At 61.5% G+C, this 15,397-nt stretch carries 13 protein-coding genes; 10 read left to right on the forward strand and 3 right to left on the reverse strand.

The window, feature by feature from the left end; translation table 11 throughout:
- The first annotated feature begins 42 nt into the window (after positions 1 to 42).
- The 3 genes from AC3WTM_RS18675 (at position 43) to AC3WTM_RS18685 (ending at position 2,750) form a co-directional block, all read left to right on the forward strand.
- Positions 43 to 825, forward strand: a complete 783-nt coding sequence (locus tag AC3WTM_RS18675) for a sulfite exporter TauE/SafE family protein (protein WP_102670587.1) — start codon at positions 43 to 45, stop codon at positions 823 to 825.
- Positions 826 to 922: 97 nt separating this feature from the next.
- Entirely contained in the window at positions 923 to 1,729 is an 807-nt protein-coding gene (lgt, locus tag AC3WTM_RS18680; RefSeq protein WP_102670588.1) for a prolipoprotein diacylglyceryl transferase, read from the forward strand.
- Positions 1,730 to 1,778: 49 nt separating this feature from the next.
- Complete coding sequence (locus tag AC3WTM_RS18685) at positions 1,779 to 2,750, forward strand: thymidylate synthase (RefSeq protein ID WP_102670589.1); 972 nt, start codon at positions 1,779 to 1,781, stop codon at positions 2,748 to 2,750.
- Positions 2,751 to 2,885: 135 nt separating this feature from the next.
- Here the strand turns inward: AC3WTM_RS18685 and cadR are convergent, their stop codons facing one another.
- Positions 2,886 to 3,335, reverse strand: coding sequence for a Cd(II)/Pb(II)-responsive transcriptional regulator (gene cadR / locus AC3WTM_RS18690; RefSeq protein ID WP_102670590.1), 450 nt, complete (start codon positions 3,333 to 3,335; stop codon positions 2,886 to 2,888).
- A gap of 93 nt (positions 3,336 to 3,428) precedes the next feature.
- Here cadR and AC3WTM_RS18695 point away from each other — a divergent pair, with 93 nt between their 5' ends.
- From AC3WTM_RS18695 to AC3WTM_RS18725, 7 genes are all read left to right on the forward strand, one after another.
- On the forward strand, positions 3,429 to 5,690 hold the full coding sequence (locus AC3WTM_RS18695; protein WP_102670591.1) for a heavy metal translocating P-type ATPase: 2,262 nt from the start codon (positions 3,429 to 3,431) through the stop codon (positions 5,688 to 5,690).
- A 16-nt stretch (positions 5,691 to 5,706) separates the two neighbouring features.
- Entirely contained in the window at positions 5,707 to 6,570 is an 864-nt protein-coding gene (locus tag AC3WTM_RS18700; protein WP_102670592.1) for a LysR family transcriptional regulator, read from the forward strand.
- Positions 6,571 to 6,821: 251 nt separating this feature from the next.
- Positions 6,822 to 7,898 (forward strand): putative 2-aminoethylphosphonate ABC transporter ATP-binding protein, encoded by a 1,077-nt coding sequence (locus AC3WTM_RS18705; protein WP_102670593.1) that lies wholly within the window; start codon positions 6,822 to 6,824, stop codon positions 7,896 to 7,898.
- Positions 7,898 to 9,622: a putative 2-aminoethylphosphonate ABC transporter permease subunit gene (locus AC3WTM_RS18710; protein WP_102670594.1), complete on the forward strand. Its 1,725-nt coding sequence runs from the start codon at positions 7,898 to 7,900 to the stop codon at positions 9,620 to 9,622. Before AC3WTM_RS18705 ends, AC3WTM_RS18710 begins: the two co-directional genes overlap by 1 nt.
- A 38-nt stretch (positions 9,623 to 9,660) precedes the next feature.
- Entirely contained in the window at positions 9,661 to 10,686 is a 1,026-nt protein-coding gene (locus AC3WTM_RS18715) for a putative 2-aminoethylphosphonate ABC transporter substrate-binding protein (protein ID WP_102670595.1), read from the forward strand.
- Positions 10,687 to 10,803: 117 nt separating this feature from the next.
- Complete coding sequence (locus AC3WTM_RS18720) at positions 10,804 to 11,937, forward strand: TIGR03364 family FAD-dependent oxidoreductase (RefSeq protein WP_102670596.1); 1,134 nt, start codon at positions 10,804 to 10,806, stop codon at positions 11,935 to 11,937.
- On the forward strand, positions 11,937 to 12,494 hold the full coding sequence (locus AC3WTM_RS18725; protein WP_102670597.1) for a phosphonate degradation HD-domain oxygenase: 558 nt from the start codon (positions 11,937 to 11,939) through the stop codon (positions 12,492 to 12,494). Before AC3WTM_RS18720 ends, AC3WTM_RS18725 begins: the two co-directional genes overlap by 1 nt.
- Positions 12,495 to 12,658: 164 nt before the next feature.
- On the opposite strand, the gene AC3WTM_RS18730 is transcribed toward AC3WTM_RS18725, so the two are convergent.
- A complete protein-coding gene (locus AC3WTM_RS18730; protein WP_102670598.1) occupies positions 12,659 to 14,023 on the reverse strand; it encodes a GTPase/DUF3482 domain-containing protein in 1,365 nt (454 codons plus the stop codon).
- Complete coding sequence (locus tag AC3WTM_RS18735; RefSeq protein ID WP_102670599.1) at positions 14,016 to 15,386, reverse strand: DUF2868 domain-containing protein; 1,371 nt, start codon at positions 15,384 to 15,386, stop codon at positions 14,016 to 14,018. The genes AC3WTM_RS18730 and AC3WTM_RS18735 overlap by 8 nt, the downstream gene beginning before the upstream one ends.
- Between the last annotated feature and the right edge of the window lie 11 nt (positions 15,387 to 15,397).

Consider the following 15,397-nt stretch of genomic DNA (forward strand, 5'->3'; position numbering starts at 1 on the left):
TTACCATGCCGCTCCGGTTTTGGGGATGCGGGCGGGACGACTATGGAATTTCTGCTCTATCTGGCGCTCGGCGCCTGTGCAGGTGTACTCGCCGGGCTGTTTGGCGTGGGCGGCGGGATCATCATCGTCCCGGTGCTGGTGTTCAGCTTCAAGGCCCAAGGGTTCGATCCGTCGATCCTCACGCATCTGGCGGTGGGTACCTCCCTGGCGACGATCATCTTTACCTCGGTCAACGCGGTACGCGAGCATCATCGCCGTGGCGCCGTGCGTTGGCCGATCTTCATGTGGATGACCGTCGGCATTCTGGTCGGTGCCGGGTTTGGCGCGCTGACGGCCGAAGCGATTTCCGGCCCCAACCTGCAGAAGCTCATTGGTGTTTTCGCCCTGGTGATCGCCGCTCAGCTGGCGCTGGAGGTTAAACCAAAGGCCACCCGAACCGTGCCGGGCAAACTCGGTCTGACCGTGGCCGGCAGCGTGATTGGCTGGGCTTCGGCGATTTTCGGCATTGGCGGTGGTTCGTTGACCGTGCCATTCCTGACCTGGCGCAGTGTGCCGATGCAGCACGCCGTGGCCACTTCATCGGCCTGCGGTCTGCCAATTGCCCTGGCCAGTGCATTAAGTTTCATGATTCTGGGCTGGCACGATCCGTTGCTCCCGGCCCATAGTCTCGGTTTTATTTATTTGCCGGCGTTGCTGGGCATTGCCCTGACCAGCATGGTGTTCGCCCGCTTGGGCGCGCGATTGGCCCACAGGTTGTCGCCGAAGTTGCTGAAACGGCTGTTTGCCGCTTTGCTGTTCTGCGTTGGCCTGAACTTTCTAGTCTGAAGCATCTGCTCTGACGGGCAGCGCAATCCTGGCTTAATCCTGAGGTGGCAGCGTCGCCCGGGAATTTTTAAGATTTGAACTCTAATGAGGAGTCGCAATGCTGCCTTACCCGCAGATCGACCCGGTGGCCCTGGCCATCGGTCCGCTGAAAATCCACTGGTACGGTCTGATGTACCTGATCGGCATCGGCGGCGCCTGGCTGCTGGCCTCCCGTCGGTTGAACCGCTTCGACCCGACCTGGACCAAGGAAAAACTCTCCGACATGGTGTTCTGGATGTCGATGGGGGTGATTGTCGGCGGGCGGCTGGGTTATGTGCTGTTCTACGATCTGGGTGCCTATCTGGCCAACCCGACGCTGATCTTCGAAGTGTGGAAGGGCGGTATGTCGTTCCACGGCGGTTTCATCGGCGTGATGCTGGCGGCATTGTGGTTCGGCAAGAAGAACAACAAGTCGTTCTTCCAACTGATGGACTTCGTCGCACCGATGGTGCCGATCGGCCTGGGTGCCGGGCGCATCGGCAACTTCATCAACGCCGAGTTGTGGGGCAAAGCAACCGACGTGCCGTGGGCGATGGTCTTTCCGACCGATCCGGCGCAACAGGCGCGTCATCCGTCGCAGCTGTACCAGTTCGCCCTCGAAGGCGTGGCACTGTTCCTGATCCTTTGGCTGTTCTCGCGCAAGCCGCGGCCGACTATGGCGGTATCGGGGATGTTCGCGCTGTTCTATGGCATCTTCCGATTCATCGTCGAGTTCGTCCGCGTACCGGACGCCCAGTTGGGCTATCTGGCCTGGAACTGGCTGACCATGGGTCAGGTGTTGTGCGTACCGATGATCGTCGGCGGGCTGTTCCTGATCTGGCTGGCGTATCACCGCGCCCCTGCGACTCCAGCGGCAGCCGTATAAAATTCGAACCCCGCAGCGATGGTTGCAGGTTCAAGGACACAGGTAATTCATGAAGCAATATCTCGAACTGGTCGCCCACGTCATCAAGAACGGCACCAAACAGGCTAACCGTACCGGCGTGAACACCATCAGTTTTCCCGGTGCGATGCTGCGTTATGACCTGCAGGAAGGTTTCCCGGCGATTACCACGCGCAAAATGGCGTTCAAATCGGCCATCGGCGAAATGTGCGGATTCTTGCGTGGCGTAAATAACGCTGCCGAATTCCGCGCCCTGGGCTGCAAGGTCTGGGACCAGAACGCCAACGAAAACGCCCAGTGGCTGGCCAACCCGTTCCGTCAGGGCGAAGATGACCTCGGCGAAATCTACGGCGTGCAATGGCGCAAATGGCCGGCGTACAAGCAGATTCCGATCAGCAACCCGGCTGCCATCGAGCAGACCCTGAAGCAGGGCTATCGCCAGATTGCCGAAGGCGAGGAAGACGGTCAGGCCTACGTGGTGCTGTACAAGGCCATCGACCAGGTTCGCCAGTGCGTCGATACCATCATCAAGGACCCGGGCAGCCGCCGCATTCTGTTCCACGGCTGGAACTGCGCCCAGCTCGATGAAATGGCTCTGCCGCCGTGCCACTTGCTGTACCAGTTCCATCCGAATGTCGAGACCAAAGAGATCTCTTTGACCCTCTACATCCGTTCCAACGACCTGGGCCTGGGCACGCCGTTCAACCTCACCGAAGGCGCTGCGCTGCTGAGCCTGATCGGTCGTCTGACGGGCTATACGCCACGTTGGTTCACTTATTTCATCGGTGATGCCCACGTCTACGAAAACCACTTGGACATGCTCAACGAACAGCTCAAGCGCGAGCCGTTCCCGATGCCGAAACTGGTGATTTCCGACCGTGTGCCGGAGTTTGCCAAGACGGGTGTTTATCAGCCGGAATGGCTGGAGCTGGTGGAGCCGGGCGATTTTTCACTGGAAGGCTACGAACACCACGCGCCGATGACCGCGCCGATGGCGGTCTGACGCTTCACGCCATCCCTCTGTAGGAGCGAGCTTGCTCGCGATGAACTCAAGGACGACGCACTTTTTCAGACAATACGCGTCATCGTTCACGACCATCGCGAGCAAGCTCGCTCCTACAGGGGGTAGGTGTTGTTTCTAGTGGCCGTGACTGCGGCCTACATGGGAATGCTCAACCTCCGTCGCCACCACCCCGCCGCTCACTTCCAGCCGCTGCAATATCCCGCATTGATCGATACTTGGCCCTTCACTGCAGCGTTGGCGCAGGTTGAGCAGTTGCGTCTGCAAGGCCAACAAGCCGTCGATCCGCGCCTTTACATGGTGGATGTGTTCGTCAATCAGCGCGTTGACGCTTTCGCACTGATCCTGCGGACTGTCGCGAAACGCCAGCAGGCTGCGGATTTCTTCGAGCGTCATGTCGAGGGTGCGACAGTTGCGGATGAAGGTCAGGCGCTCGGCGTGGGCCTGGGTATAGACGCGATAATTGCCGTCACTGCGGGCCGGTTCCGGCAGAAGGTTCTCGCGCTCGTAGTAGCGGATCGTCTCCACGGCGCAGTCCGTGAGTTTCGCCAACTCTCCAATTTTCATGACGCCAATCTCCAAAACTCCAGAAAGGGTGCTTGACCCTATAGTGGCTACAGGGTCTTTACTTGGCAACAGGCACTCTTATGGACGCAACCAATGAGCGATTCCCTGCACTCCCACAAACCCGGGGCTGAGCACGAGCACAGCCACAAGCTCAAGCCCGTGCAAAAACATGGCCACGGCGGTCACGGCGACGCCTGCTGCTCATCTAAAGCGGCAGCGCCTGCGCTGGTAAAACTGAGCGAATCGCCGACGCCCGGAGCCCGACTGAGCAGTTTCCGCATCGAGGCAATGGACTGTCCAACTGAACAGACGCTGATTCAGAACAAGCTAAGCAAACTGACCGGCGTGCAGCAGCTTGAGTTCAATCTGATTAATCGAGTGCTCGGCGTAACCCACGATTTGCCCGGTATCGAGCCGATCGTCGAGGCCATCAAATCCTTGGGCATGCAGGCCGAGCCGATGGTCCAGGGTGATGAAACCCCGGCGCCCGCGCCCCGGAAAAAGCCGTGGTGGCCCCTGGCGCTGTCCGGTGTTGGTGCATTGCTGGCAGAAGTTATCCACTTCACCGGTTTCGCGCCGAACTGGGTGGTGGCGGTTATCGCGCTGGTCTCGATTCTCAGTGGTGGCCTCGGTACTTACAAAAAAGGCTGGATCGCCCTTAAAAACCGCAATCTGAACATCAACGCGCTGATGAGCATTGCCGTGACCGGCGCGGTGCTGATCGGTCAGTGGCCGGAAGCGGCGATGGTGATGTTCCTGTTCACCGTGGCCGAGTTGATCGAAGCCAGGTCCCTTGACCGCGCGCGCAATGCCATCAGCGGTTTGATGCAGATGACGCCGGACACGGCAACGGTGTTTCAGGCTGACGGGAGCTGGCTTGAGCAGGATGTCAAAAACATTGGGCTTGGCGCGCGGGTGCGGGTGCGCCCCGGCGAGCGTATCGGCCTGGACGGCGAAGTGCTGTCCGGTCGCTCGACCATCGATCAGGCACCAATCACTGGTGAAAGCCTGCCGGTGGAAAAAATCGTCGGCGACAAAGTCTTCGCCGGCACCATCAATCAGGCCGGGTCCCTGGAGTACGAGGTGACCGCCGCGGCGGATAACTCGACCCTGGCCCGCATCATCCACGCCGTCGAACAGGCTCAGGGCGTGCGGGCGCCGACCCAGCGTTTCGTCGACAGCTTCTCGAAAATCTACACCCCGGCGGTGTTTGTCCTGGCCCTGGCGGTGGCGGTGATCCCGCCATTGTTCATGGGCGAGTTGTGGTTCGATTGGATCTACCGGGCGCTGGTGCTGCTGGTGGTGGCCTGCCCGTGTGCGCTGGTGATCTCCACGCCGGTGACCGTCGTCAGCGGTCTCGCGGCGGCGGCGCGTAAAGGCATTCTGGTCAAGGGCGGCGTTTATCTGGAGGGCGGTTACAAGCTCGACTACCTGGCCCTGGACAAGACCGGCACCATCACCCATGGCAAACCGGTGCAGACCGATTACCTGTCGCTGGACCCGACCGTCGACGACTCGGCGCCCGCCATTGCCGCCGCGTTGGCCGGGCGCTCGGATCACCCGGTTTCCCTGGCCATCGCCAAGACGGCTGTGGATAACCAGACCGCTACGCTGATTGTGGATAACTTCGAAGCGCTGGGCGGGCGCGGGGTGCGCGGCGAGATCAACGGCCAGCTCTACCATCTGGGCAACCATCGTCTTGTGGAGGATCTGGGCCTGTGTTCGCCAGCGCTGGAAGAAAAGCTGTTTGCCCTGGAAAAGCAGGGCAAGTCTGTGGTGCTGCTGCTTGATTCGTCCGGCCCGTTGGCGCTGTTTGCCGTGGCGGACACGGTAAAAGAGTCCAGCCGCGAAGCTATCCGGCAACTGCATGACCTGGGCATCAAGACTCTGATGCTCACCGGCGATAACGTCCACACCGCGCAGGCTATCGCTGCACAAGTCGGCATCGACGAGGCCAAGGGCGACCTGTTGCCGGGTGACAAATTGCAAGCCATCGATGCCCTTTATGCCCAAGGGCATCGGGTCGGCATGGTCGGCGACGGCATCAACGACGCCCCGGCCCTGGCGCGCTCGGAGATCGGTTTCGCCATGGCCGCCGCCGGCACCGATACTGCGATCGAAACCGCCGATGTTGCCCTGATGGACGACGATCTGCGAAAGATCCCGGCATTCATCCGCCTGTCACGGCAGACATCGAGCATTCTCAAGCAAAACATCGCCCTGGCTTTGGTCATCAAGGCGATCTTTCTTGGGGTAACCTTCGCCGGGGTCGCTACCATGTGGATGGCCGTGTTCGCCGACATGGGTGTGAGTTTGCTGGTGGTGTTCAACGGATTGCGCCTGCTGCGCAAGTAAAGGATGAGGGACGGTTGTGCTGAGTGCCGAGCTGAAGGCGTTTTACATGGTGGCCCGCCTGGGCAGCATTACCCAGGCTGCAAAAAAGCTTGGTCTGAGCCAGCCGACGGTGACGACGCAGATCCGCAACCTCGAAAGTCAGTATTCGGTCGAGTTGTTCTACCGTGGCGGCCGGCGTCTGAGCGTCAGCGAAGAGGGCGCGCGACTGCTGCCGATGGTCAAGGTACTGCTGCAACAGGAAGCCGACATCGAGTTTTTCCTGCGTAACTGCGGCCAGATCCAGGGCACATTGCGTATCGCCGCCACGGCGCCGTATTACATCCTCGACCTGGTGAAGACCTTTCGCGAGCGATTGCCTCAGGTTGAGGTTTCGGTGGAAATCGGTAACTCCCAGCAAGTGCTCGAAGCATTGGAGGATTACCGTGTCGATGTCGCCGCCTCTTCGCTGTTACTGGAGGATGCGCGGTTGATTCGCCGGGTGCTCGGCAGCGATCCGCTGGTGCTGGCGGTGCATCGCAATCATCCGCTGGCGGTTCACGATCACGTGCCGCTCAGCGCGCTGGCCGGACATACCTTGCTGATGCGTGAGCCGGGCTCGACCACCCGTCGTTTGACCGAAGAGTTACTGGCCAGCGCTGGCGTGTGCTTCGGCCCGCTGCTGGAGATCGGCAGTCGTGAATCGATCCGCGAAGCGGTGTTGCGCAACATCGGTATCAGCATCATTGCCCGTCAGGAAGTGCCCCATGATCCGCAACTGCGGGTGCTGACCATCGAGAATGCGCCGCAGATTCCCGAATACTTGTACTGCCTCAAGGAGCGCAAAAACACGCGGCTGCCGGCGGCGTTTCTGGGGTTGGCGCAGGAAATGTCCCCGGCCTGAATTCTGTGGTGTCTGTACCGACCTCATCGCGAGCAAGCGCGCTCCCACAGGGATTTTGGGTGTTCACACAATCTGTGCTTCACCTCAAACCCACAGTGGGAGCGAGCTTGCTCGCGATGAGGCCAGTTCAGGCAACACAAGACTTGAACCAAAATCCTTGAATACCACTATCGGCAGTTTTTGCCTTACTGCCACATGACGGACTCATTACAACTCTAGGATGACCCCCATCTGCTCGATGAGGACCGTCCATGAACAACTCGATCGCAACTGCCCTGACCAATCCCGGCGCACCGATGAAAGTGCGTGGTGTACAGAAGCGTTTTGGCGCCTTCACCGCGCTGGACAACGTGTCCCTCGACGTGGCAGCCGGTGAGCTGGTGTGTCTATTGGGGCCGTCGGGCTGTGGCAAGACCACCTTGCTGCGCTGCATCGCCGGTCTGGAGAAGCAGGACCGCGGCGAGTTGTACCTGGGCGATCGCGACGTTTCCCACCTGGCGCCCCAGGCGCGGGACTACGGCATTCTGTTCCAGTCCTACGCGTTGTTTCCTAATCTCACCGTTGAAGCGAACATTGCCTACGGCCTCGCCGGCAGCGGTCGCGATGAAGTGCGCCGTCGTATCGGCCAGATGCTGGAACTGGTCGGCCTGGGCGGCAGCGAGAAAAAGTATCCCGGCCAGTTGTCCGGCGGCCAGCAGCAGCGGGTTGCACTGGCTCGCGCTCTGGCCCCGGCGCCTTCGCTGTTACTGCTCGACGAGCCGATGTCGGCCCTCGATGCCCGGGTACGCGAGCACCTGTGCACCGAACTGCGCCAGCTACAACGCAACCTCGGCATCACCACGCTGATGGTTACCCACAATCAGGACGAGGCCATGCTGATGGCCGACCGCATTGCCGTGATGAACAACGGCAAGGTCGAGCAGTACGCCACGCCGCAGGAAATCTACAACCGCCCGGCCACGCCATTCGTGGCGGAGTTCGTCGGCCAGGGCAACTGGTTGCCGTTCCAGCGCAGCAGCGACAGCCATGCCCAGGTCGGCGGAATGAGCATGCGTCTGGCCGATGGCGGCGCCAAGAGCGCGTCGGGCCGTTTGTTCTGCCGACCGGAAGCAATCAACGTCAACCCACTGGTGCACGAGGAAAACCTGTTCCCGGCCAAGGTTCGCGAAATCACCTTTCTCGGCAACCGCTGCCGCATGAGCTTCGAACTCGATCAGTTGCCGGGCCATGCGCTGTTGGCGGAACTGGCGCCGGAAGCCATGCCACGTCTTGGTGCGCAGCAGATCATGGTCGCCTTGCCGCCGCGTAGCCTGCAGGTGTTTGCCTGATGAGCGCAAACCTCGCGCTGCCGCTGCCGCAAAGGCAGGTTCGGCAGACCTCCCGCGCCGAGATCGGTGACCGGATGTTCGTGGTCGGTGGCAAAGTCCTCCTGCTGGTGTTGCTCGGCGTTGCCGTGTTGATGCCGTTGCTGGCGATCTTCTGGCGTGGTTTCAGCGCCGAAGCCGGGCAGGGCGGTGGCTGGGTCGCAGCGAAAGAGCTGGTGACCAGCGAGAACTTCCACTGGTTGCTCGGTAACAGCCTGAAGGTTTCCCTCAGTGTCGCGGCCATTGTCGTACCGCTGGCCTACCTGTTTGCCTACGCGCTGCAACGAACCTTGATTCCCGCCAAAGGCATTTGGCGTGGCATTTCCCTGCTGCCATTGATGGCGCCGTCGATGTTGCCCGGCATCGCGCTGGTTTATCTGTTCGGCAACCAGGGCATGCTGCGTGGCCTGCTTTCGGACAACATCTACGGCTTCTGGGGCATTGTGCTTGGTGAAGTCATCTACACCTTTCCGCACGCCTTGATGATTCTTCTGTCGGCTCTGTCCCTGGCCGATGCACGACTGTTCGATGCCGCCTCCAGCATGGGCGCGAGTCCTGCAAAAGCCTTCCGCAGCATCACCTGGCCGGCGACCCGTCAGGCCGTGTTCGCTGCGTTCTGCCTGGTGTTCACCCTGACCATCACCGATTTCGGTGTGCCCGTGGTGGTCGGTGGCGACTATCAAGTGTTGGCGCTGGAGGCCTACAAGGCGGTGGTGGGTCAGCAGCAGTTCGGCCGTGGTGCCTTGATCGGCATGGTGTTGCTGCTGCCGGCGCTGTTCAGCTTCGGGGTCGATGCCTGGTTGCGTCGGCGCCACGGCGACTCCATGAGCGGTCGTGCCCAGGTGTTCAAGCCTGTGCCATCGAAGCGGCGCGACGGATGCTACCTGGCCATCGTGTTGCTGATCAGCGTCGCATTGCTGCTGGTGTTCGGCATGGCGGTGTTCTCGTCGCTGGTGAAGTTTTGGCCGTACAACCTGTCGCTGTCGCTCAACCATTATCAGTTCAACGAAACCGCCGGCGGTGGCTGGCTGGCCTACGGCAACAGCCTGAAGATGGCCTTGGGTACGGCGTTGATCGGCAGCCTGCTGATTTTCACCGGCGCCTACCTGATGGAAAAAACCAAGGGTCAGCGCGGTCTGAACCTGACCCTGCGCATGCTCAGTTTCGTGCCAATGGCGGTGCCGGGCCTGGTGCTGGGGTTGGGCTACGTCTTCTTCTTCAACCTCACAGGCAACCCGCTGCATGTGCTCTACGGGACCATGACACTGTTGATTGTCTGCACCATTGCTCACTATTTGACCACCGCACAAATGACCGCCACCACCGCGCTGCGTCAACTCGATGCCGAGTTTGAAGCCGCCGCGCTGTCGCTCAAGGCGCCGCTGTACCGCCACTACCTGCGCGTCACCGTGCCGATCTGCCTGCCGGCGCTACTGGACATCGTGCGCTACCTGTTCGTCTCGGCCATGACCACCGTTTCGGCGGCGATCTTCCTCTACAGTCCCGACACCATCCTTGCAGCAGTGGCGGTGCTGAACATGGATGACGCCGGCAACGTCGGCGGTGCGGCAGCGATGTCGACCCTGATCCTGATTACCTCGGCGGGCGTGTCCCTGCTGCTGGCCTGGGCCTCGCGCGGTTTGCTGCGCCGCTCCCAGGCCTGGCGGCAGACCACACCCGGTCATTGAATCTGCACAACCCCTCAACTCAAAAACAGGAAAAGATCATGTTCAAGCCTATGGCCCTGGCCGCTGCTGTCCTCACCGCTTTCAGCCTGAACGCCTTTGCGGCGAAAACCGAGTTGACGGTGTACACCGCTCTTGAAGCCGAACAACTGAAGACCTACAAGCAAGCGTTCGAAAAGGCCAACCCGGACGTCGAAATCAAATGGGTGCGTGATTCCACCGGCATCATCACCGCCAAACTGCTCGCCGAAAAAGCCCGTCCGCAGGCTGACGCCGTGTGGGGCCTGGCGGCTTCCAGCCTGGCGATTCTCGATCAGCAAGGCATGCTGCAAAGCTACGCACCGAAAGACCTGGGCAAGATCGGCGCCAACTACCGCGACGCCGCCAACCCACCAGCCTGGGTCGGCATGGACGTGTGGGCCGCGACCATTTGCTTCAACACCGTCGAAGCCGAGAAGCAGGGCTTGACCAAGCCCGTGAGCTGGCAGGACCTGACCAAGCCTGAGTACAAAGGCAAGATCGTCATGCCAAACCCGGCATCGTCCGGCACCGGTTTCCTCGACGTCAGCGCCTGGTTGCAGACCTTCGGCGAGAAGCAGGGCTGGGCCTACATGGACGACCTGCACCAGAACATTGGCCAGTACGTTCACTCCGGCTCCAAGCCTTGCAAACTGGCGGCTGCTGGCGAATTCCCGATTGGTATTTCCTTTGAGTACCCGGCTGTTCAACTGAAACGCCAGGGCGCACCGCTGGATATCATCCTGCCGAAGGAAGGCTTGGGCTGGGAGATAGAAGCGACTGCTGTGATCAAGGGCACTGCCCACGAAGAGGCGGCGAAGAAACTGGCTGACTTCTCGGCCAGCCCTGAGGCGATGGAGCTCTACAAGGAAAACTTCGCCGTGCTCGCCCAGCCGGGCATCGCCAAGCCACAGACCGAACTGCCGGCCGACTACGAACAGCGCCTGATCAAGAACGACTTCGCCTGGGCCTCGAAGAACCGCGACGAGATCCTCACCGAATGGCGCAAGCGCTATGACGGCAAGTCCGAGAAAGTGGCGGCCAAGTAAGATTTTTATCGGCTGAAAGGGCCTCATCGCGAGCAAGCTCGCTCCCACAGGAGTACGCATTCCAATGTGGGGGCGGGCTTGCTCGCGAAAGCGGTTTCAAATTCAGGACAAGACCCCATGACACAACACAACGACATGCTGATCGTCGGCGCCGGCATCCTGGGTTTGTCCCACGCGTATGCCGCCGCCAAGCGCGGTCTCAAGGTCAGGGTTTTCGAGCGCAACGCAACACCCGTCGGCGCTTCGGTGCGCAACTTCGGCCAGGCACTGGTCACTGGCCAACCGCCGGGGCCAATGCTGGAACTGGCCCGCGCCAGTCGCGGAATCTGGGGTGATTGGGCCCAGCTCGCCGGCCTGCAACTCAAGCGCAATGGCTCGTACCTGTTCGCCCGCACCGAGGCGGAAGAACAGCTGCTGCAAGCCTTTTGCGACGGCCGCGCGGTGGAGCACGGTTACCGTGTCGAGCTGTTGCGCGGTGCCGCATTGCGCGATTTGTATGGCGGTCAGTTCCGCCATCATCGCGCGGCGTTGCATGGCATGGACGACCAGCAGTTGTATTCGCGCGAAGCGATTCCGGCGCTGATCGACTTCCTGCGCCGCGACCTGGGCGTCGAGTTTCACTTCTCCACCCTGGTCCGCGATATCGAACCGGGCCGCTTGTACAGCACCGCCGGCAGCTTCAGTGCCGAGCAGATCATTGTCTGCTCCGGCCACGATTATCAGACGTTACTGGCCGAACAGATCGCTGAGCTCGAGCCGCAAATTTGCCGCCTGCAAATGCTCCGCGCCCGACCGCAAATCCACCTCAACCTGCAACACGCGTTGCTCACCGGTTTGAGCTGCGTGCACTACGGCGCCTTCGCCGACTTGCCGGAGGCCGCGGCAGTACAGGCAGAAATCCTGCAGTACGCGCCGCACCTGCACGAAAACGGTATCCACTTGCTGATCAGCCCGACACCCTATGGCGAATTGATCATTGGTGATTCGCACCATTACGGCAGCGATCCGTCACCCTTCAATGCCGAGCAGGTCGACGACTGGATGATCGAGCTGGCTGAGCAGACCCTGGGCTGCAAGGTGCAAGTGGTCGAACGCTGGCAGGGGGTCTATGGTTCACGGGGGCCGGGACCGTTTTCGTTCCTGCGCCCGGCAAAAGGCCTGAGCGTGGCGTTGATGCACACCGGTGTCGGCATGAGCGTCGGGCCGGCGATGGCTGAACGAAACATCGCAGCTGTATTGGGGGAAATCTGATGGGGCGCAATGAACAAGTGGTCGCCGAAGTATTCAGTCTGTACGAGCGTTTTGGCGACAGCGATTACATCGGTGAGCCGGTTTCGCAGATCGAGCACATGTCTCAGGCGGCGGAACTGGCCATGGCCGAAGGTTACGACGATGAGGTGGTGCTGGCAGCGTTCTTTCATGACATCGGGCATATCTGCGCTGAAAGCGCGGAGAACATGGGCGGCTTCGGGGTGGTCAGCCATGAGCGGCTCGGTGCCGACTACCTGCGTCGCGCTGGTTTTGGCGAGCGTATGGCTCGGCTGGTCGAGTACCACGTGCAGGCCAAGCGTTACCTGACGCTCAAGGAGGCGGGATACTACGAGCGCTTGAGTGAAGCCAGTCGCCGAACCCTGGAATATCAGGGCGGGGTGATGACGACTGAAGAGGCTGAGGCGTTCGAGAAGGACCCATTGTGTGCCGTGAGCTTGCGCATGCGCCAGTGGGATGAGCTGGCGAAAGAGATGCATGTGCCGGTGATTGATCTGGCGGTGTTGAAGGGCAAGGCGGTGCGGCTGTTGGCTGCATAAAGCCTTTGAACCGAGGCGCGGCCATCGTCGGAACGCCGCCCGGAGCAAGCTCGCCCCCACATTGGATCTGTGTCTGGACACAGATTGATGTCCCAGCACAAAACCCTGTGGGAGCGAGCTTGCTCGCGATGGCGTCAGTCCAGGCAAAGCAAGTGTTCCTGCCTCTACAGCTGTTGTGCCAGAACCTCGATCTGCTCCTGCCGCTCCGCCTGATTCAATTTTGAATGAGGATTGAGCGACGACCACTGCGGATGCGCCCGCGCCTTGTTCAGGGTCTCGGGCAGTTTGCCTTCGCGCCAGGTTTTATCCTGTGGCGTGGCCACCTGAATGCTGTCCATCGCCGCGTGCCCACGGGCATTGAGCGCTTGCAGCAATTGCCGCTGGCGCAACGCCAACAGGCGCAACACGTTGTCATCCACCGTCAGTTCGCGCTGGCCCTTGATCTTGCCGAGCAAGCGACTGCCATAACTGCGGGCGGTTTGCAGCGCGCCGCCGGCAATCGCTCCGGCCAATGCCGCCGCGCCTAGCGTGATGCCGCCCACCAGCAAATCGACCCCGGCCCCGGCAGCGGCACCCGCTGCGATACCACCACCGACCCGAACGCCCAGTTGTTTCAGGGTTTCCGGGTTGAACAAATCGTCGCCCCAACGACCGTCGAGCAGCGGCAAATCACTGGCCGCGGCATCCTGTGGACGGAAGGCATAGAGCTTGAGCAGGGCCTCGACGCAACGCTGCTCACGCTGGCGTACGGCTTTGCGCAGTTCGCTGATCGCCTGTTGTTCCTGCTCGGCTTCACTGACCACGCTGCGCCGGCAGGCCGCGCAATCGATCAGCAATTCGGCAATCAATCGCTCGGCGCTTTGTTGGCGAGCCAGACGCTGGGTCTGCTGGTCGGCGATCAGGCGTTCGAGTTGTGGTCGGGCCGTTTCCAGCAGCAGGGCGAGACTTTCATAGAGGCGACGCTCGCCATCCTCCGGCGGTGCGACGCTGTCGAAGCGCACCAAGGCATGCAAGCCCAGCCTCGCCAGCGCTTCACGCCATGCCGGCTCGCGGTGGTTGGTGCTGCTGACGAAGTTCAGCACCGGCAGCAAGGGTTTGCCGCAACTGGCCAGCACTTCCAGCTCGTCGCGATACTTGGCGAGCACCGGCTCACGGGCGTCGATCACGTAGAGCCCGGCGTCCGACGCCAGCAACTGGCGCAGCACTTTGGCCTCCTGTTCGAAGCGTTGCCGGGCTTCGCTGCCATCCAGGAAACGCGCCAGCCGCGCCGGACCGTCGAGGCGTTCGCCAGGCCGCTCCAGGCGTTCGAGGTAGTCGAGCAGGGCGATGGCGTCTTCCAGGCCCGGGGTGTCGTAGAGATCGAGCAAGGGCTCGCCGTCCACCGACAACCGTGCGCCCTCGACATGCCGCGTGGTGCTGGGACGATGGGACACTTCACCGAAGCCGACGTCGCGGGTCAGGGTGCGCAGCAGTGAGGTTTTACCGACGTTGGTGTGGCCGACCACGGCGAGTTTCAGGGGATTAGTCATGACCCGTCTCCAGCCAGTTCATCGGTGCACAATCGGCAAACGGCAGCTCAAGCTGTTGTAGCGCCACATGCCAGTCGCCCAGGCGCTCGGCGTCCAGCGCTTCACCGGGGGGCGCCTGCAACAACCACACTCGGGTGGCGCTGGCGCTGCGGGCCAGTTCGGCAATCAGGGCCAGGCTACCGCGATCCGGCGAGCGCCGTGGATCGCACGCAATGGCCAAGCGTGCCGGGGGAAAGCGGGTCAATTGTTCGAGGAGTTTGTGTCGAGATTCGCGGCTGTCGAGGATGCCAGCGTTGCTCACGTTTTTCGGTAATTGCGGTGGCCACGGGCGGTCGTCGTCCAGCTCGATGGCGACCAATAGAGCACCATCACTTTGTTGTTCGCTGACGCCGCTTTCCACGCGATGCAGTTGCTCAGGCGCCGCATCGCTGATGCCGAGACGCTCGCTGGTGGGCATCAAACGTTCGCGAAGCTGTGCGTAGCCGGGCAGGTTCAAATCCAGTCGGAGCGCCGTTTGCCCGGATTTCCAGCGCCACAGGCAAAACAGTGCGAGCAGCAGGCGCGGCAAAATCCCATAGACCAGCAGAACGCCAACCAGCCATGCTGCCCAGGCCTGGCGGGCGCTTTCGATACTCAGAGCCGCGTCGCCGCTGGCACGGATCATCTGCTCGGTGGGAACACTGAAACCGAGCAGGGCCGGCAGGGCGCCAAGCGCCTGGGTTACGGCAATAAAGGTGTCGGCACTGAGGATGGTGGTTTCCCAGACGAAGCCGTAGCGCCGGGTTGCCATCAGTGTCAGCAGAATGACCAAGGCGCTGATCATCGCCAGCAACCACAGGCCGTTGACCACTACGCCGATGGCCCAGCGATTGAGCTTCTGCCGTTGCAACAACAGGAGCAGGGCGGGGGCCAGTTGCGTGGCCTTGGCGTCCCGGGCGAGTTTTTCACTTAGCCACAGCCATAGTCGCCCGAGGCTGGCGTCGTGTTCTCCGGCAAACGCCAGGCCCAGGGCCCAACTCAGCAGCAGGATCAGGTTGAGCCCGAGCAGGCTGCCCAAGGCCCAGAACACATTCACCGGGTGCAGGCCATCGCCCATTGCGGCAAAGGCCAGGCCGGCGCCGCTGATCACCGCCAGCACCGCCATTACGATCAGCGCCAGTCGTGCGCCCTGCAGCCAGTGTTGGAGGGCTGCGGTCAGGCCATCGCGTTCAGCCAGCCACAGGGCCCGGCGTTGAATGCGCGACGGCAAATCACCGCCGACGCTACGGGCCAGCCGGTTGGCTTCAAGGTCTTCCAAGGGGCCTGCGTGTTCTTCGCGCAGTCGGATGGTTTCTGTCAGCCAGAGGGTATTGAGTTCAGTCACGCGGCATCCCG

The sequence above is a fragment of the Pseudomonas sp. EU05-FHT14B02 genome, assembly GCF_058791055.1.